The organism is Pantoea sp. NGS-ED-1003, assembly GCF_000738765.1.
Classification (GTDB): Bacteria; Pseudomonadota; Gammaproteobacteria; order Enterobacterales; family Enterobacteriaceae; genus Pantoea; species Pantoea septica.
Window position 1 is genome coordinate 401,914 of the sequence record NZ_JPQA01000003.1, and the last position, 17,070, is coordinate 418,983.

Annotated in this window: 16 protein-coding genes; 6 read left to right on the top strand and 10 right to left on the bottom strand. The window is 59.9% G+C overall.

Annotated features, from left to right (window positions below; genetic code table 11):
- The first annotated feature begins 122 nt into the window (after nucleotides 1-122).
- Entirely contained in the window at nucleotides 123-518 is a 396-nt protein-coding gene (gene mutT / locus JS46_RS08065) for an 8-oxo-dGTP diphosphatase MutT (protein WP_033749499.1), read from the top strand.
- Between the two features lie 24 nt (nucleotides 519-542).
- Here the strand turns inward: mutT and yacG are convergent, their stop codons facing one another.
- The 3 genes from yacG to coaE are packed head-to-tail and all read right to left on the bottom strand — an operon-like array spanning nucleotide 543 to nucleotide 2,105.
- Nucleotides 543-740: a DNA gyrase inhibitor YacG gene (yacG, locus tag JS46_RS08070; RefSeq protein WP_033749501.1), complete on the bottom strand. Its 198-nt coding sequence runs from the start codon at nucleotides 738-740 to the stop codon at nucleotides 543-545.
- An 8-nt stretch (nucleotides 741-748) separates the two neighbouring features.
- Nucleotides 749-1,492, bottom strand: a complete 744-nt coding sequence (gene zapD, locus JS46_RS08075) for a cell division protein ZapD (protein WP_033749502.1) — start codon at nucleotides 1,490-1,492, stop codon at nucleotides 749-751.
- Nucleotides 1,493-1,496: 4 nt separating this feature from the next.
- Nucleotides 1,497-2,105, bottom strand: a complete 609-nt coding sequence (gene coaE / locus JS46_RS08080) for a dephospho-CoA kinase (RefSeq protein WP_033749503.1) — start codon at nucleotides 2,103-2,105, stop codon at nucleotides 1,497-1,499.
- 216 nt (nucleotides 2,106-2,321) lie between these two features.
- On the opposite strand from coaE, the gene JS46_RS08085 reads away from it, so the two are divergent.
- Complete coding sequence (locus JS46_RS08085) at nucleotides 2,322-3,362, top strand: GMP reductase (protein WP_033749504.1); 1,041 nt, start codon at nucleotides 2,322-2,324, stop codon at nucleotides 3,360-3,362.
- 32 nt (nucleotides 3,363-3,394) lie between these two features.
- On the opposite strand, the gene hofC is transcribed toward JS46_RS08085, so the two are convergent.
- The 4 genes from hofC to nadC all read right to left on the bottom strand — a co-directional run bounded on the left by hofC (nucleotide 3,395) and on the right by nadC (nucleotide 7,492).
- Nucleotides 3,395-4,594 (bottom strand): protein transport protein HofC, encoded by a 1,200-nt coding sequence (gene hofC, locus JS46_RS08090; RefSeq protein WP_033749505.1) that lies wholly within the window; start codon nucleotides 4,592-4,594, stop codon nucleotides 3,395-3,397.
- Nucleotides 4,581-5,972 (bottom strand): type II secretion system protein GspE, encoded by a 1,392-nt coding sequence (gene gspE, locus JS46_RS08095; protein WP_033749507.1) that lies wholly within the window; start codon nucleotides 5,970-5,972, stop codon nucleotides 4,581-4,583. Before gspE ends, hofC begins: the two co-directional genes overlap by 14 nt.
- The gene (gene ppdD, locus JS46_RS08100) at nucleotides 5,959-6,414 is read right to left on the bottom strand and encodes a prepilin peptidase-dependent pilin (protein WP_033749508.1); all 456 of its coding nucleotides are present in this window, start codon (nucleotides 6,412-6,414) and stop codon (nucleotides 5,959-5,961) included. The genes gspE and ppdD overlap by 14 nt, the downstream gene beginning before the upstream one ends.
- Before the next feature lie 181 nt (nucleotides 6,415-6,595).
- Nucleotides 6,596-7,492, bottom strand: coding sequence for a carboxylating nicotinate-nucleotide diphosphorylase (gene nadC / locus JS46_RS08105; RefSeq protein ID WP_033749509.1), 897 nt, complete (start codon nucleotides 7,490-7,492; stop codon nucleotides 6,596-6,598).
- 198 nt (nucleotides 7,493-7,690) lie between these two features.
- Between nadC and ampD the strand changes: the two genes are divergently transcribed.
- Nucleotides 7,691-8,242 (top strand): 1,6-anhydro-N-acetylmuramyl-L-alanine amidase AmpD, encoded by a 552-nt coding sequence (ampD, locus tag JS46_RS08110; RefSeq protein ID WP_033749510.1) that lies wholly within the window; start codon nucleotides 7,691-7,693, stop codon nucleotides 8,240-8,242.
- Nucleotides 8,243-8,258: 16 nt separating this feature from the next.
- Nucleotides 8,259-9,113, top strand: a complete 855-nt coding sequence (gene ampE / locus JS46_RS08115) for a beta-lactamase regulator AmpE (protein WP_033749511.1) — start codon at nucleotides 8,259-8,261, stop codon at nucleotides 9,111-9,113.
- Here the strand turns inward: ampE and JS46_RS08120 are convergent.
- The 3 genes from JS46_RS08120 to aroP all read right to left on the bottom strand — a co-directional run bounded on the left by JS46_RS08120 (nucleotide 9,095) and on the right by aroP (nucleotide 12,986).
- The gene (locus tag JS46_RS08120; RefSeq protein WP_033749512.1) at nucleotides 9,095-10,054 is read right to left on the bottom strand and encodes a family 43 glycosylhydrolase; all 960 of its coding nucleotides are present in this window, start codon (nucleotides 10,052-10,054) and stop codon (nucleotides 9,095-9,097) included. The two genes, ampE and JS46_RS08120, sit on opposite strands and share 19 nt — an antisense overlap.
- Nucleotides 10,051-11,463 carry a glycoside-pentoside-hexuronide (GPH):cation symporter gene (locus tag JS46_RS08125; RefSeq protein WP_033749513.1) on the bottom strand — a complete coding sequence of 471 codons (1,413 nt, stop codon included), beginning with the start codon at nucleotides 11,461-11,463 and terminating at the stop codon, nucleotides 10,051-10,053. Before JS46_RS08125 ends, JS46_RS08120 begins: the two co-directional genes overlap by 4 nt.
- Before the next feature lie 167 nt (nucleotides 11,464-11,630).
- Nucleotides 11,631-12,986, bottom strand: a complete 1,356-nt coding sequence (aroP, locus tag JS46_RS08130) for an aromatic amino acid transporter AroP (protein ID WP_033749515.1) — start codon at nucleotides 12,984-12,986, stop codon at nucleotides 11,631-11,633.
- A 514-nt stretch (nucleotides 12,987-13,500) separates the two neighbouring features.
- Here aroP and pdhR point away from each other — a divergent pair.
- Together pdhR and aceE are read left to right on the top strand one after the other, a co-directional pair.
- Nucleotides 13,501-14,265 carry a pyruvate dehydrogenase complex transcriptional repressor PdhR gene (gene pdhR, locus JS46_RS08135; protein WP_033749516.1) on the top strand — a complete coding sequence of 255 codons (765 nt, stop codon included), beginning with the start codon at nucleotides 13,501-13,503 and terminating at the stop codon, nucleotides 14,263-14,265.
- 132 nt (nucleotides 14,266-14,397) lie between these two features.
- Complete coding sequence (aceE, locus tag JS46_RS08140; RefSeq protein WP_033749517.1) at nucleotides 14,398-17,064, top strand: pyruvate dehydrogenase (acetyl-transferring), homodimeric type; 2,667 nt, start codon at nucleotides 14,398-14,400, stop codon at nucleotides 17,062-17,064.
- Nucleotides 17,065-17,070 lie beyond the last annotated feature (6 nt).

Here is a 17,070-nt window from a genome sequence, read left to right on the forward strand (position 1 = left end):
AATATGTCAGCTGTTTGAAAGGCGCTCAGGCGCCTTTTTTATTGTCGACGCGGCGCGGTTAACTTCGCGCCATCCATGCTTTAAAATCAGCGCACATTCACTTACCCGACGTGGAAAATTTTATGAAGCACCTGCAGGTTGCCGTTGGCATCATCCGTAACGCCGATAAAGAGATCTTTCTGGCTCAGCGCCCGGCGTCGTCCCATATGGCGAATATGTGGGAGTTTCCCGGCGGCAAAATCGAGGCTGGCGAGAGCGCGGAAGAGGCGCTGAAGCGCGAACTGCTGGAAGAGACCGGCATCGAAGTAACGCAGGCGACGGCGATTGGCGCGGCGGATCATACCTATGATGCGCTGCGCGTAACGCTTAACTTCTTTCTGGTGGAAGGCTGGGAAGGCGAGCCGTGGGGACGGGAAGGGCAGCCGCAGCGCTGGGTCGCGCAACGCGAGCTGGTCGCGGAAGAGTTCCCGCCGGCTAACCATTCGCTGGTTGCGCGTCTGGTCGCCGGCGAGCTTTAATATCAGGGGCGCGAGCCCCTGCTGTCAGTGCTGTTCTTCGCTCCAGTCGTCGCTTTCGTTCAGATCGCCTTCGCTGGGGATCCGCTTCTCTTCGTCCGCCCATTCGCCTAGATCGATCAGCTGGCAGCGCTTGCTGCAGAACGGGCGCCACGGACTGAGCTCATCCCAGATTACATCTCTCCCGCAGTGCGGACACTGAACGGTAATCACTTCATTTTGCATAGCTACCTCTAACAACAGGCCAGTTCAAAGTTGAGTCGTGCAGGCACTTCGCCGCGTTCGCTGTCCAGCGGCAGAAAGCGGATGGCGTAACGACTTTTGTGGCCGGAAACCTGGGGATAAAGCGCATCTTCCAGCTGGAGCTGCAGGCGCAGCAGATCCGCGCCCTCGGCGTTGTCCTGATAAAAACCGTTCAGGCTGGTCTGATGACGGAACGCGCCTGACTGGCGAATAAGATCCAGAATCATCGCCAGGCTCTGATGCAGCGGCATCAGCGTCTCCAGCCAGGCGGAAACGTGACCGTCGCGCACCTTCTGAGGCTGATGCAGCCAGATATGCAGTCCTGGCAGATCGAAGCTGCAACAGCCGCCCGGAATGCTGAGCCGCTGACGCACCAGGCCGATAAGGCGATCTTCTCGCAGCTGCTGTCCCATCCGCGGCGCGCTGTTGAGCTGAACCGCCTGCGCTTTCAGCTTGTCGCGCAGCGCATCGACCACGGCCATATCGACGCCAGGCACGTCTGCCCAGGCGCGCAGCTTTTGCTGCTGACGCTCCAGCTCCTTCAGCAGTTCGGTACGCATATCGCCGCGCTCGAAAATATCCAGCAGCTCGCCGATGATGCGGAAAAAGGTCAGCGCCGAGGCGGTGCGGGTAACCGGGACCGTTTCATGCAGCTGCTGGATTAAGAATTCCACGCGCAGCCAGGTGCGCATTTTTTCATTCAGGGGATGTTCAAACAGAACGACTGTACTCATGGCGTTAATCCTGTTGCGTTGCCGCCAGTGCCAGATAGCGCTGGTGCAGAGCGGCAACCTGCGGCAGCGCCTCATCGGGCGTGCCGCTGTTATTAATGACGTCGTCGGCTACGGCGAGGCGCGCGCTGCGCGTCGCCTGAGCGGACAGAATATTTTGCGCCTGCTGGCGATCGATGCCGTCGCGCTGGATGGTGCGTCTGAGCTGCGTCGCTTCATCGACGTCGACCACCAGAACGCGATCCGCCTGATGCTGCAGGCCGTTCTCGACCAGCAGCGGCACGACCCACAGCACATAGGGCGCGGTCGACAGCGCTTTCAGCTGCTGCGTGCGGGCGTTAATCAGGGGATGAAGCAGATTGTTTAGCCAGGTTTTTTCATCGGGCGACTGAAAAATAATTTCTCTCAGTCGGGCGCGATTCAGCGCGCCTTGCTCCGTCAGGATGCTTTCGCCGTGCCGCTCCGCTATTTGCCGCAGCGCCGCTGTTCCCGGCTCGACCACTTCGCGCGCGATAACGTCCGCGTCGATAATGGGCACGCCAAACGCCGCAAAAGCATTGGCGATGGTGCTTTTTCCACTGCCGATTCCTCCGGTCAGCGCCACGGTATAAGGCATATTACTCTCTCAGGCGCGCTACGCAGCGGGCAAGCCGAAGCGCAAAACTGTGTGCGCGATCACAATGAAAATTCTCAGCTAAATTTAACGGATTGTAGCTTAAATAAAGTGAAATTCGCAGTCTTGTCGGCAGACGTAGGGCGCGTATGATTATGCCACTGGAGCCGTGTGCGCTACCCGAACTGCGATTCGCTGCCACTTACCAGGACAATTTTTATGCGTATTGAAGAAGATTTAAAGCTGGGTTTTAAAGACGTGCTGATCCGTCCTAAACGCTCCACGCTGAAAAGCCGCTCTGAGGTCGAACTGGAGCGTCACTTTACCTTTAAGCATTCCGGCCTGAGCTGGAGCGGCGTGCCGGTGATCGCCGCGAATATGGACACCGTCGGCACCTTTAGCATGGCGGAGGCGCTGGCCAGCTTTGATATCCTGACGGCCGTGCATAAGCACTACGGCGTCGAGGAATGGCGCGCCTTTATCGAGCGTTCGCCGGTGGCGGTGCTGAATCACATTATGGTGTCGACCGGCACATCCGAGGCCGACTTGCAGAAGCTGACGGCGATTCTGGCGCTCTCCGCCGATCTTAAATTCATCTGTATTGACGTAGCGAACGGTTATTCCGAGCACTTTGTCACCTTCCTGCAGCGCGCGCGCGAACGCTTTCCGGATCGCACCATTTGCGCAGGTAACGTGGTCACCGGCGAAATGGTGGAGGAGCTGATCCTCTCCGGCGCAGATATCGTTAAGGTCGGCATTGGCCCGGGTTCGGTCTGTACCACACGCGTGAAAACCGGCGTCGGCTATCCTCAGCTCTCTGCGGTGATCGAGTGCGCGGATGCGGCGCACGGCCTGGGCGGCCAGATTGTCAGCGACGGCGGCTGCGCGGTGCCAGGCGATATCGCCAAAGCGTTCGGCGGCGGTGCCGATTTCGTGATGCTGGGCGGCATGCTCGCCGCGCATGACGAGTGCGAGGGAACTGTAGTCGAGGAGAACGGCGAGCAGTTTATGCTGTTTTACGGCATGAGCTCGGAATCGGCGATGAAGCGCCACGTTGGCGGCGTCGCGCAGTATCGCGCGGCGGAAGGCAAAACGGTGAAGCTGCCGCTGCGCGGCCCGGTTGCCGAGACGGCGCGCGACATCCTCGGCGGCCTGCGCTCAGCCTGTACCTATGTCGGCGCAGAGCGGCTGAAGGAGCTGACCAAGCGAACCACCTTTATTCGCGTCGCCGAACAGGAAAACCGCGTTTTTAATCGTTAACCTCTCTCTGTCATCAGGGTGCCTTGCGCACCCTAATGAATCACATTTCCCAGCCCAAACACAGGCAGATACATCGCGATCACCAGCGTGCCGACGATGGCGCCGACGATCACCATCATTGCGGGTTCCAGCGAGGCGGCAAGCGTATCGGCCAGCGCCAGGGTTTGCGCCTCATGCCACTCCGCCAGCCGCGCCAGCATGGTGTCCAGCGCGCCAGCCTCTTCCCCCACATGCACCAGCTGCATGCAGAGCGGCGTAAATAGCGGATGATCCTGCATCGCCTGATGCAGCGGCGCGCCCTGCGCAATATGGTGCTGAAGCGCCACGACGGCGTCGCGCCACAGCCGCGCGGTCAGCGTCGCCTCCACCGCCTGCAACCCCTGCAGCAAAGTAATGCCCGCCCGCTGCGTAAGCTGCAAAACCGCATAGATCTGGCTGAGCTGGCTGCCGCGCCACAGATCCGAGAGCAGCGGCAGACGCAGCATCAGACGCTGCTCCCACAGCTGCCACGCCGGCGAGCGACGACGCAGCGCGCGCCAGGCGACTGCGGCCAACAGCAGCGCGACCGCGAGCCAGCCGCCCCAGCGCTGCAGACCGACGGAGAGCGCCATCACCGCCGCGGTAAAGGCGGGGAGCGGGGCGTTGAACGAGGCGTAGACCGAGACGAATTCCGGCAGTACGAACAGCAGCATGCCGACGCTTACCGCCACGGCCACCAGTAAAATAAACAGCGGATAGCGCAGCGCCTTGATCACTTTATTCCACAGATGCTGCTGACGCGCCTGCTGATCGGCCAGCTGCGCGCAGCAGACGTCAAGCTGGCCGGTCAGTTCGCCCACCTGCATCAGCGCGGCGAACAGGGGCGGAAAAATCTGCGGCCACTGGCTTAACGCCTGAGAAAAGGGCTCACCGCGCAATATTCGCAGCCGCAGCGCATGCAGCAACAATTGCCAGCCGGGATGCGGATGACCTTGCGACAGCAGCGCCAGCCCCTGCGCCAGCGGCAGGCCCGCTTTGAGCAGCGTGGCAAGCTGTCTGACAAAATCGATTTTCTGCTGCCATTTCCAGTCGCGCGCATGCCACGTCTTGCGGCGCTGCCAGCTAACTGGCAGCAGATCCTCTTCAGCCAGCTGGCGCAGCAGGCTCTCTTCATCAGCCGCCAGCAGCTGGCCTTCATGCAGCTGCTGCTGGCTGTTGATCGCCTGCCAGCGGTAAAGGCTAAGCCGGGACATCTTCCAGACCGGTCACGCGCTGCATCTCCTCCAGCGAGGTTTCGCCGCGGCTGACCGCCTCCAGTCCGCTGCTGAACAGGGTGCGCATACCCTGTTTTTTCGCCAGCGCCAGCACGCTGTCGAGCGGCATCTCGGCGGCGATGGCGTTTTGCAGCTTACTGCCGATCGGTAATATCTCAAACAGCGCCAGCCGGCCGAAATAGCCGGAAAAGCAGTGGTCGCAGCCGGGGGCGCGCCAGGTTTGCAACGTGCCGGGCCAGATGTCGGGCGGAAAATGCGCCATCGCCTGCGCTGGTTGACGACAGTGCGGGCAGAGCCGCCGCACCAGTCGTTGCGCCACGATCAGCCGCAGCGCCGGACCGAGCAGATAGCCGGGAATGCCCATCTGACGCAGCCGCGTCAGGGTTTCCGCCGTCGAGTTGGTGTGCAGCGTCGATAATACCAGATGGCCGGTCTGTGCCGCTTTGACCGCAATCTCCGCCGTCTCCGCATCGCGGATCTCGCCTACCATAATGACGTCGGGATCCTGGCGCAGCAGGGCGCGCAGCACCCGATTGAAGTCGAGTCCGCATTTAGGGTTGATCTGCGTCTGGTTAATGCCGGCCAGCGGAATTTCCACCGGATCTTCGACGCTGCTGACGTTCATTTCCGGCCGGTTCAGCGTGCTCAGGCAGCTGTAGAGCGTAAAGGTTTTCCCGCTGCCGGTCGGGCCTGTTACCAGGATGAGTCCCTGCGGCTGCGCCAGCGCGGCACTCAGCAGACGGCGCTGCGCGGCGGGCAGGCCCAGCTTATCCAGCGACAGGGTGCTGCTTTCGCTCTGCAGCAGGCGGATCACCGCTTTTTCGCCGTACTGCACCGGCAGCGTCGCCAGACGGAAGGCGGCGGGTTTGCCCTCCAGCGTCAGAGTAAACTGTCCATCCTGCGGCAGCCGTCGTTCGACAATATCCAGCCCGCCGAGGATTTTCAGCCTGGCGATCAGCGCGGCGGGCGGCGCCTCGCTCAGGGGCGTCAGCGGCTGTAGCACGCCGTCGATGCGCAGACGTATGCGTACGCCGTCGCGCTGCGGTTCGATATGAATATCGGACGCCCGCCGCCGCAGCGCCTGCTGCAGCATCTGGTTGACGGCGTCGACCGCCGATTCCGGCAGCGCCTCGCGCGGCGCATCCGCTAAGGCGCTGCCGTGCTGGTGAAGATCGAGCCGCGCCTGCGGCCAGCATTCGATCTTGATCTGACACTGGCTGGCGAAGTGCAGCGCCTCGCTGAGCCCCTCCGGCACCGGTTCCGCCACGGCGACGCGCAACAGCGTCGCGTCATGATGCAGCAACACGGCCCGATAGCGCTGGCACAGCGCACGTATAGCGGAATCAGGCATCGCCATCGTCAGCTCCTTTATCATCGAAGCGGAACTGCTCCAGGCAGTTATCGCGCAGGCTTTCGCTGCTGCTGGTACAGCTGCGCTGCCATCTCAGGCTACCTTCCACGCTGTCCCATACCGGCGTCATTTCGACGCTCAGGCCGTTCAGGCTCTCCTGACCGGTCAAGGTAATCACGCCGTTTATCACGCTGAGCGCGGAGACGTAGCGCGAGCCTTTCGCCGCCGGAATGCCCTTCTCGCCAGCCTGGCACTGCGCTGGGCCGCCTCGCTCCAGGGCGCACAGCTCGACGGCCGTTTTGTATGGCACCATGGTTTGCAGCATGTCGGTGAGCGCCGCGCGCTGCAGGTAGTTTTGATAGGCTGGTAAGCCGATAGCGCTGAGGATCGCGACGATCCCCACCACAATCATCAGCTCGACCAGGGTAAAGCCCTGTTGATTGGTCATTGCATCGCCTCTCTCATGAATAAGAGAGGGCAGAGTAGAAAAGCATGGGCGCTAAACCCAGCGGCGGATTTCCAGACCGGAAAAAGGCGCGCAGTAAAAGGGCTGGATTGCAGCGCGGAGAACCACGAAGCGGAAGCGGGCGCGCAAAAAAGGCCGTGCACGGCGGCACGGCGCAGGGAAGTTACAGGCTGGTGAAGCGCATTGAGAGATCGAGCGCGCGCACGTGCTTGGTGAGCGCGCCGACGGAGACGTAGTCGACGCCGGTCTGGGCAATCTGCGGCAGCGTCGCTTCCGTTACGTTGCCGGAAACCTCAAGCTGCGCGCGTCCCTGCGCGCGCGCCACGGCGTCGCGCATCGCGTCGAGGGTGAAGTTATCCAGCATAATGATGTCGGCGCCTGCCGCCAGCGCCTGATCCAGCTCCTCCAGCAACTCCACTTCAACTTCTACCGGCACGTCCGGGTGCAGCCAGAACGCTTTCTCTACTGCCTGGCGAATCGACCCGCTGGCGATAATATGGTTTTCCTTGATGAGGAAGGCGTCCGAGAGGCCCAGGCGATGGTTCGCGCCGCCGCCGCACAGCACCGCATATTTCAGCGCGGTGCGCAGGCCCGGCAGGGTTTTGCGCGTGTCCAGCAGCTGCGTGTTGCTGCCTTCCAGTAGCTGCACATAGCGTCGGGTTTCGGTCGCCACGCCAGACAGCGTCTGGACGAAGTTCAGGGCGGTGCGTTCGGCGGTCAGCAGCACGCGAGAAGGGCCGCTCAGGGTAAACAGCGTCTGATCGGGCGCCAGGCTGTCGCCATCTTCGACCTGCCAGCTCAGCGTCGCATGGCCGCCAAGCTGGTTAAACACCTCTTCCACCCAGCGTTTACCACAGAAAACTCCCGCCTCGCGCGTGATGACCCGCGCCTGCGCCTGGCTCTCTTCGGGAAGCAGTTGGGCGGTGATATCGCGGTCGGCGTCGATCTCGCCGCCTAAATCCTCCTGCAAAGCGCGCGCGACCGTGGCTGGAATGTCCTGTTCGATGCGGGCGATCAGCGTCTGGCGACGGCTATCGGCATTGTAACGGCGGGTTGGCATAGCGATTTCGCTCCTGATGACCTGAACAAAGAGGAAGCCACAATAGATCGAAACGACGCTTTTCACCAGCCGAAGCCGAACTTTTGTTTAGTATACTTAACTTGAATGCAGCGGGGCGGGGCCGCCGCACCTTTAAGCTGCAAAAATTTATCGTAAATCATGCTATTCTCAGCCGGACTCTGCTAAGGAAAAACCAGCATGAAACTGGAACAGGGCTGGATGACCGACATTCGTCAGGTGCCGTCGCCGCATTTTAATCAACGTCCCAACGACGAGGTTCCCTCGCTGTTGGTGATCCACAATATCAGCCTGCCGCCGGGCGAATTCGGCGGGCCGTGGATCGATCGGCTGTTTACCGGCACCTTGCCGCCCGACGGCCACCCCTATTTTGCCGATATCGCCCACCTGCAGGTCGCCGCGCACTGCCTGATTCGTCGCGACGGCGAAATCGTGCAGTATGTCTCTTTCGATCATCGCGCCTGGCACGCCGGGGTTTCCTGCTATCAGGGCCGCGAAAACTGCAACGACTTTTCAATCGGCATCGAGCTGGAAGGCACCGACGATTTGCCCTACACCGATGCGCAGTACCAGGCGCTGGCCGCCGTCACGCAGCTCCTGCTGCAACACTATCCTTTGACGCCCTCGCGCATTACCGGACACAGCGATATCGCCCCGACGCGCAAGACCGATCCGGGGCCGGCTTTTGACTGGGAGCAGTATCAGCAGCTGTTGGCGCAGACTTCTTTTTGATTTTCGCGGAGTGGGTATGACGTTGTTTTCCTTGTTACTGGTTTTAGGTTGGGAACGCCTGTTTAAGCTGGGCGAGCACTGGCAGCTCGATCACCGGCTGGAGCCGATTTTTCGCCGCCGCCGCCGTTTTTCGCTGCTGCGCACGCTTGGCATGACCCTGCTGGCGATGGCGCTGACGGCGCTGGCGATCTGGAGCGTAAAAGGGCTGCTGTTCGGCATCGCGCAGCTGCTGTTCTGGATCCTGATCGGCCTGCTCTGCATCGGCGCCGGATCGGCGCGCCTGCACTATCACGCCTATTTAAAAGCGGCGAGCCATGACGATGTCGCGGCGCATCAGGCGATGGCGGCCGAGCTGACCTTGATCCACGGCGTGCCGGTGGAGTGCAGCGAGCGAGAGTTCCTGCGCGAGCTGCAAAACGCGCTGATCTGGATTAATTTCCGCTTCTACCTGGCGCCGATGTTCTGGTTTGTGGCAGGCGGCCCCTACGGGCCGGTGCTGCTGGTGGGCTACGCCTTCCTGCGCGCCTGGCAGAGCTGGCTGGCGAAGCATCAGTCGCCGCTGGAGCGCGCGCAGTCAGGCGTCGACGGCCTGCTGCACGTCATTGACTGGATCCCGGCGCGGCTGGCTGGCGTTGCCTATGCGCTGCTGGGTCATGGCGAAAAGGCGCTACCCGCCTGGTTCGCTGCGCTGACCGACCGTCACCGTTCGCAATATCAGGTGCTGACCAGCCTGGCGCAGTTTTCGCTGGAGCGCGATCCGCACCTGGACAAGGTCGAAACCCCGCGCATTGCGGTGGCGCTGGCGAAGCGCATCTCGCTGGTGCTGGTGGTGGTGGTCGCGCTGCTCACCATCTACGGCACGCTGGTATAATCCGCAGGCGGCACGCCAAAATCGGGCGTGCCGTCGTCGCGCCAGACAAAACTTTTTAGCCGCGTATGACGATTGGGATCCCACAGCGGATCCCCTTCGATTTCCGTGTAGTTGCGGGCGTGATAGACCAGCACATCCTCACCGTTCTCATCCTGAGTAAAGCAGTTGTGGCCCGGACCGTACTGGTGGTTATCCCAGTTAGAGGTAAAGACCGGCCGCGCCGACTTGCGCCAGTTAGCGGCATCCAGCAGATCCTGCTCAATGCCGATCGACAGCAGCCCCATGCAGTAATTTTCGTCGGTGGCGCTCGCGGAATAGGTGACGAACAGCCGATTGCCGCGCTGGATCACCGCCGGTCCTTCATTGACGCTAAACCCAGCGCACTCCCACTCATATTCCGGTCGGCTCAGCATCGTCGGCGCGCCTTTCAGCGTCCAGGGGTTAAGCAGCTCCGCCAGATAGAGGTTGGAGTTGCCGGGGATGGCCGGATCCTTCTGCGCCCACAGATACCAGTTTTTGCCCTGATGCACGAAGTGCGTGGCGTCCAGCGCAAAGGTGTCGAACTGGCTAAATACCCGGCGCGGCGCCTGCCAGCGTCCGCTAAGCGGATCGGCGTCGTCGCATACCAGCGCGTACATGCGATGCTGAAACAACCCGTCTTTAATGTCGCGCGTCGGCGCGGCGGCGAAATAGATCACCCACAGTTCGTCGATGCGGTGCAGCTCCGGCGCCCAGATCAGCTCGCTGCAGGGGCCGCTCTCCGGCTTGCGCCAGACCACGACCGGTTCGGCATGGCGCAGATCGAGCAGCGTGCTGGCGCGACGCAGCTCCAGCCGATCATAGGCGGGCACAGAAGCGATAAAGTAGTAGTGCTGCTCATGGCGCAGGATAAAGGGATCGGCCCGCTGTTCAATAAAGGGATTCGGCCAGGGTGTGCTCATTTCGCTTCTCCGGGTTGGGTGACGGCGCCGTCGCGCTGACGAATGTCATGCAGTTCGCGGAAGTTGGCGCGGCGCAGTGCGAGATCGTTCTGAATCGTGCGCATGAGCGCGCGGTCGACCTTCAGCAGGCGCACGACGCCTGCGGTAATCAGGTAGCCTACGCCCGGGATAACGGTGAACAGCAGCATAATGCCGTTTACCGCCTGCGAAGACTGCTGTTTCGCGCCCGCGTCGTAGCCGTAAATCGAGAGTAAAAAGCCGACCATCGCGCCCGCGACCGCCAGGCCGACCTTGAGGAAAAACAGGTTGCCGGAGAAGCTGATGCCGGTGATGCGCTTGCCGGTTTTCCACTCGCCATAGTCGTCGACGTCGGCCATTAGCGACCAGTGCAGCGGCGACGGGATTTGATGCAGCACGTTCAGCAGGAAGTAGGCGACGACCACGGCGACGGTGGCGTGCGGATCGATCCAGTAAAAGCCGCAGGAGAAGAAGGCCAGCGCGATATTGGTCCAGAAAAAGACTTTCAGCTTGCACCAGCGGTCGGTGAGCAGCTTCGCCAGGGTGCTGCCGATCATCATGCCTACGACGCCCAGGCTAATAAACAGCGTGGCGAAGTGAGTCGTCTGGCCCATCACCCAGGTCACGTAGTACATGGTGGCGGCCATACGGATAAAGCCGGGGCAGACGTTGCAGAAGGTGAGCAGCAGAATGCGCACCCACTGGTCGTTTTTCCACACGTCGCGCAGATCGCTTTTCAGCGCGTCATGGGTCGGTACCGCCGGGCGAATACGTTCGCGCACCGTGGCGAAGCAGAACAGAAACATCCCCAGCCCAATCAGCGCCAGCACGCTCATCGCCAGCTGATAGCCGCGCGCCTTGTCGTCGCCGCCGAACCACTCGGCCATCGGCAGCAGCGACAGGGAGAGGATCAGCGTCGCAATGCCGACCATGACAAAGCGGTAGGACTGGCAGGAGACGCGCTCGCCGGGATCGCTGGTGATCACGCCGCCCAGCGAACAGTAGGGGATATTGATGGCGGTGTAGGTCAGAGACATCAGGAAGTAGGTGACGAAGGCCCAGATCACCTTGTTTTCGTAGCTCCAGTCCGGCGTGGTGAACATCAGCACGCTAAAGAGCACGTAGGGCACCGAGATCCATAGCAGCCAGGGACGGAAGCGGCCCCAACGGCTCTGGGTACGATCGGCGATGGCGCCCATAATCGGGTCAGTAATCGCATCCAGCACGCGCACCGAGAGCAAGAGCGTTCCTACCAGCGCAGGCGTCAGGCCAAAAACATCGGTGTAGAAATAGTTGAGAAACAGCATGATGGCGCCGCCAATCATATTACAGCCGGCATCGCCCATGCCGTAACCCAGCTTTTCGCGAAAAGAGAGGGCGGAATCCTTCATGGTAGTTATCCTGCGCATTGGGTATGAGCAGAGAATTATCGTTGCTATATCAGCGGGATGGCTGGCAACAAATAGTCGGTAAGATGGACAAATCAGGCGCGGCGGGAAAAGTGTGAGCTGGATCGAAAGGGAAAAGGCCCGCCGACGGAAGTCGGCGGGCTTAAGCGTCAGGCGCCCTGCACCTTGTTTTTGATGGCGTAGCCGATGGCCAGGATCACTAGCCAGACCGGGATCAGCCAGACCGATATCGCCATGCCCGGCGTCATCAGCATAATCACCAGAATGCCGGCCAGAAACGCCAGGCAGAGCCAGTTGCCGAACGGATAGAGCAGCGCCTTAAAGCGCGTCGTCACGCCTTGCTGATCTTTCTTACGGCGGAACTTCAGGTGAGCAAGGCTAATCATCGCCCAGTTGATCACCAGCGCGGAAACCACCAGCGACATCAGCAGGCCGAAGGCTTCGCCCGGCATCAGATAGTTAATCAGCACGCAGAGCGCGGTCGCCACGGCCGAGACCAGTATAGTGGCTACCGGCACGCCGCGACGGTCGACTTTCAGCAGCGCTTTCGGCGCGTTGCCCTGCTGGGCCAGGCCGAACAGCATGCGGCTGTTGCAGTAGACGCAGCTGTTGTAGACCGACAGCGCGGCGGTCAGGATCACCACGTTCAGCGCGTTCGCCACCAGCGCATCGCCCAGCTCATGGAAGATCAGCACGAAGGGGCTGGTGTCTGCAGTAACGCGCGTCCAGGGCATCAGCGACAGCAGCACGGCCAGCGAGCCGATATAGAAAATCAGAATGCGATAGATCACCTGATTGGTGGCTTTAGGGATGCTCTGCTCAGGATTATCGGCTTCCGCGGCGGTGATGCCGACCAGTTCCAGGCCGCCGAAGGAGAACATAATAATGGCCATCATCATTACCAGCCCGCTGAAGCCGTGCGGCAAGAAGCCGCCCTGCGCCCAGAGGTTGCTGACGCTGGCCTGCGGGCCGCCGGTGCCGCTGAGCAGCAGCCAGCCGCCGAACAGGATCATGCCGATCACCGCGACCACTTTAACGATAGAGAACCAGAACTCCATCTCGCCATAGACTTTTACGTTGGTCAGGTTAATGGCGTTGATCAACATGAAGAAGACGGCGGCGGTAATCCAGGTCGGAATATCGGGCCACCAGAACTGAACGTATTTGCCGACGGCGGTCAGCTCGGCCATGGCCACCAGCACATAGAGCACCCAGTAGTTCCAGCCCGACGCGAAGCCGGCGAAGTTGCCCCAGTATTTGTAGGCGAAGTGGCTAAAGCTGCCGGCGACCGGCTCCTCGACCACCATCTCACCCAGCTGTCGCATAATCAAAAAGGCGATAAAGCCGGCGATGGCGTAGCCCAAAATAACGCCTGGACCGGCCGCCTGGATCACCGATGCGCTGCCCAGAAACAGGCCGGTGCCCACCGCGCCGCCCAGCGCGATAAGCTGAATATGACGGTTTTTCAGCCCGCGCTTCAGCGTATCGCCATGCTGTTGTTCCATACGAACCTCATGTTGTTTTAATTCTTCTTTTGCAGCGCGCGATGGCTGTCAGGAAGTGGTTACAATAACGTACTGATTTATTTACGGTATCAGGCGCCTTCTCTGTAAGCGGATGCTACCCTGGCGACAAGAATAGTGATATGCGGTGCGCTTTGCACCTGCTTTCTCTTTTCGTGCTGAGACTTGACTGAAAAAGCATCGTCGCCATCACACTGCCGCCTGCGCCTGTTCTGCCATGAATTGTTCCCAAAGACGAATAGGTTGTCTTATGGTGAGCGAGAAAATGGCCCTTAACGCAGTGTAAGGTTTGGTAAAAGTAGCGAGATTTAACATCTCCCGCGGCGCGCCATTTCTGTTTTTCCCGCGGCAACTTAAGGCTGCGCAGCGCCCTCCAGCGCAAGGAATGTGACCGGCGTCATATAGACACAAGGTGAATACTTTGTTACTTTACGGCCAACTTTTTGGAATTGGTATTACCAATTTACTCCGGACGACGGCTTGATAAGAAGGGAAGATGGCTTACAGTAAGATTCGCCAACCCAAGCTCTCAGATGCCATTGAGCAGCAGCTGGAATCGCTGATTATGGAAGGGACGCTGCGTCCTGGCGAGAAGCTATTGCCTGAGCGCGAACTCGCCAAACAATTTGATGTCTCACGTCCATCCCTTCGCGAAGCCATACAGCGTCTGGAAGCGAAAGGTCTGCTGCTGCGCCGTCAGGGCGGCGGCACTTTCGTCCAGCAGAATCTCTGGCAAAGCCTGAGCGATCCGCTCGTCAGCCTGCTTACTAAGCATCCGGAATCTCAGTTTGATTTACTGGAAACGCGCCATGCGCTGGAAGGGATTGCGGCGTACTACGCGGCGCTGCGCGGCACGGAAGAGGATATTGAGCGTATCCGCCACTGCCACGTGCAGATACAGCAGGCTCAGGATAGCGGCGATCTCGACGCCGAGGCGGATGCGGTGATGCAGTATCAGATCGCTGTTACAGAAGCCGCCCATAATGTGGTGCTGCTGCATTTGCTGCGTTCGATGGGCCCTATGCTGGAACAAAACGTTCGACAGAATTTTGAATTGCTCTACTCGCGCCGGGAAATGCTGGCGAAAGTGAGCGGTCACCGCGCCAGTATTTTCGAGGCGATTGTGGCTCGTGAGCCGGAACAGGCGCGCGAAGCCTCGCATCGTCACCTGGCGTTCATAGAGGAAATCTTGCTGGACAGAAGTCGGGAGCAGACTCGTCGTGAACGCTCCCTGCGTCGTTTACAGCAACGTAAGGAATAACGCGCGACACAGAACGCGCGGATATCAACGACGGGCCTGTCTCCTTGTGCTTTGGCGAGCCACACAAGCAGAACACATGGAGACAGGCTCCTGACAATTCAACGTATTAGACACAGATAAGGAATACCCCCCATGTCAGAACGTTTACAGAATGACGTGGATCCGATCGAAACTCGTGACTGGCTACAGGCGATCGAATCGGTCATCCGTGAAGAAGGTGTTGAGCGTGCGCAGTATCTGATCGATCAGGTGCTGAGCGCAGCCCGCAAAGGCGGCGTTAAAGTGGCGGCAGGCGGTAACGCCGTCAGCAACTATATCAACTCTATCGCCGTTGAAGACGAGCCGGAGTATCCGGGCAACACGTCTCTGGAGCGTCGTATCCGTTCCGCAATTCGCTGGAACGCCATCGTATCGGTACTGCGCGCCTCGAAGAAAGATCTGGAGCTGGGCGGCCATCTCTCCTCATTCCAGTCTTCCGCGACCATCTATGAAGTGTGCTTTAACCACTTCTTCCGCGCGCGCAGCGACAAAGACGGCGGCGATCTGGTTTACTTCCAGGGTCATATCTCGCCGGGCATTTACTCACGCGCCTTCCTTGAAGGTCGTCTGACCGAAGAGCAGATGAACAACTTCCGTCAGGAAGTGCACGGCAACGGCCTCTCATCTTATCCGCACCCGAAACTGATGCCGGACTTCTGGCAGTTCCCGACCGTTTCCATGGGTCTGGGGCCGTTGAACGCCATCTACCAGGCGAAGTTCCTGAAATATCTGGAGCACCGTGGCCTGAAGGACACCTCTAACCAGACCGTTTACGCCTTCCTCGGCGACGGCGAGATGGACGAGCCGGAATCCAAAGGCGCGATCACCATCGCGACCCGCGAGAAGCTGGATAACCTGGTATTCATCATCAACTGTAACCTGCAGCGTCTGGACGGTCCGGTTACCGGCAACGGCAAGATCATTAACGAACTGGAAGGCATCTTCGCGGGCGCCGGCTGGAACGTCATCAAAGTGATCTGGGGCGGTCGCTGGGACGAGCTGCTGAAGAAAGACACCAGCGGCAAGCTGATTCAGCTGATGAACGAAACCGTCGACGGCGACTATCAGACCTTTAAATCCCGCGACGGCGCCTACGTGCGCGAACACTTCTTCGGTAAATACCCGGAGACGGCGGAGCTGGTTAAAGACTGGTCAGACGAAGAGATCTTCGCCCTGAACCGCGGCGGCCACGATCCGAAGAAAATCTACGCGGCACTGAAGAAAGCGCAGGAGACCAAAGGTCAGCCGACGCTGATTCTGGCGCATACCATTAAAGGCTATGGTATGGGCGACACCGCGGAAGGTAAGAACATCGCGCACCAGGTCAAGAAGATGAACATGGATGGCGTTCGCTACATCCGCGATCGCTTCAATGTGCCGGTTGCCGACGAAAAAATCGAAGAGCTGCCGTACGTCACCTTCGAAAAAGGCTCGGAAGAGTACAACTACCTGCACGGCCAGCGCGAGAAGCTGGGCGGCTACCTGCCGACCCGTCAGGCGCAGTTCACTGAAAAACTGGATATGCCGAAGCTGGAAGAGTTCAAAGCGCTGCTGGAAGAGCAGAGCAAAGAGATTTCGACCACTATCGCTTTCGTGCGCGCCCTGAACGTGATGCTGAAGAACAAGTCGATCAAAGATCGTCTGGTGCCGATCCTCGCGGACGAAGCCCGTACCTTCGGTATGGAAGGTCTGTTCCGTCAGATTGGTATCTACAGCCCGAACGGTCAGCAGTATACCCCGCAGGACCGCGAGCAGGTTGCTTACTATAAAGAAGACGAGAAAGGCCAGATTCTGCAGGAAGGGATCAACGAGCTGGGCGCAGGTTCATCCTGGCTGGCGGCGGCGACCTCTTACAGCACCAACAACCTGCCGATGATCCCGTTCTACATCTATTACTCCATGTTCGGTTTCCAGCGTATCGGCGACCTGATGTGGCTGGCGGGCGACCAGCAGGCGCGCGGCTTCCTGGTGGGCGGTACCTCCGGTCGTACTACGCTGAACGGCGAAGGTCTGCAGCACGAAGATGGCCACAGCCATATTCAGTCGCTGACTATCCCGAACTGTATCTCTTACGATCCGGCTTACGCCTATGAAGTTGCCGTCATCATGCATGACGGTCTGGTACGTATGTACGGCGAAGCGCAGGAGAACGTTTACTATTACATCACCACGCTGAACGAAAACTACCACATGCCAGCGATGCCGGAAGGCGCCGAAGAGGGTATCCGCAAGGGTATCTACAAGCTGGAAACCGTGGAAGGCAGCAAAGGTAAAGTGCAGCTGCTGGGCTCAGGCTCTATCCTGCGTCACGTGCGTGAAGCGGCGCAGATCCTGGCGAAAGATTACGGCATCGGTTCCGACGTCTACAGCGTCACCTCGTTCACCGAACTGGCGCGCGACGGCCAGGACTGCGAACGCTGGAACATGCTGCATCCGACCGAAGAAGCGCGCGTGCCGTACATCGCTCAGGTGATGAACGACGCGCCGGCGGTGGCATCGACCGACTACATGAAGCTGTTCGCTGAACAGGTTCGCAGCTATGTTCCGGCCAGCGATTACCGCGTGCTGGGCACCGACGGTTTCGGCCGCTCCGACAGCCGCGAAAATCTGCGTCACCACTTCGAAGTGGACGCCTCCTACGTGGTCGTGGCTGCGCTGGGCGAACTGGCTAAACGTGGCGAAATCGACAAGAAAGTGGTGGCGGACGCGATCGCTAAGTTCGAGATCGATGCCGATAAAGTTAACCCGCGTCTGGCTTAAGAGGTA

Bases quoted from the DNA above. Each gene is read 5' to 3' on its own strand.
- mutT (WP_033749499.1), top strand. From the start codon at position 123: ATGAAGCACCTGCAGGTTGCCGTTGGCATCATCCGTAACGCCGATAAA.
- yacG (WP_033749501.1), bottom strand. From the start codon at position 740: ATGCAAAATGAAGTGATTACCGTTCAGTGTCCGCACTGCGGGAGAGAT.
- zapD (WP_033749502.1), bottom strand. From the start codon at position 1,492: ATGAGTACAGTCGTTCTGTTTGAACATCCCCTGAATGAAAAAATGCGC.
- coaE (WP_033749503.1), bottom strand. From the start codon at position 2,105: ATGCCTTATACCGTGGCGCTGACCGGAGGAATCGGCAGTGGAAAAAGC.
- JS46_RS08085 (WP_033749504.1), top strand. From the start codon at position 2,322: ATGCGTATTGAAGAAGATTTAAAGCTGGGTTTTAAAGACGTGCTGATC.
- hofC (WP_033749505.1), bottom strand. From the start codon at position 4,594: ATGTCCCGGCTTAGCCTTTACCGCTGGCAGGCGATCAACAGCCAGCAG.
- gspE (WP_033749507.1), bottom strand. From the start codon at position 5,972: ATGGCGATGCCTGATTCCGCTATACGTGCGCTGTGCCAGCGCTATCGG.
- ppdD (WP_033749508.1), bottom strand. From the start codon at position 6,414: ATGACCAATCAACAGGGCTTTACCCTGGTCGAGCTGATGATTGTGGTG.
- nadC (WP_033749509.1), bottom strand. From the start codon at position 7,492: ATGCCAACCCGCCGTTACAATGCCGATAGCCGTCGCCAGACGCTGATC.
- ampD (WP_033749510.1), top strand. From the start codon at position 7,691: ATGAAACTGGAACAGGGCTGGATGACCGACATTCGTCAGGTGCCGTCG.
- ampE (WP_033749511.1), top strand. From the start codon at position 8,259: ATGACGTTGTTTTCCTTGTTACTGGTTTTAGGTTGGGAACGCCTGTTT.
- JS46_RS08120 (WP_033749512.1), bottom strand. From the start codon at position 10,054: ATGAGCACACCCTGGCCGAATCCCTTTATTGAACAGCGGGCCGATCCC.
- JS46_RS08125 (WP_033749513.1), bottom strand. From the start codon at position 11,463: ATGAAGGATTCCGCCCTCTCTTTTCGCGAAAAGCTGGGTTACGGCATG.
- aroP (WP_033749515.1), bottom strand. From the start codon at position 12,986: ATGGAACAACAGCATGGCGATACGCTGAAGCGCGGGCTGAAAAACCGT.
- pdhR (WP_033749516.1), top strand. From the start codon at position 13,501: ATGGCTTACAGTAAGATTCGCCAACCCAAGCTCTCAGATGCCATTGAG.
- aceE (WP_033749517.1), top strand. From the start codon at position 14,398: ATGTCAGAACGTTTACAGAATGACGTGGATCCGATCGAAACTCGTGAC.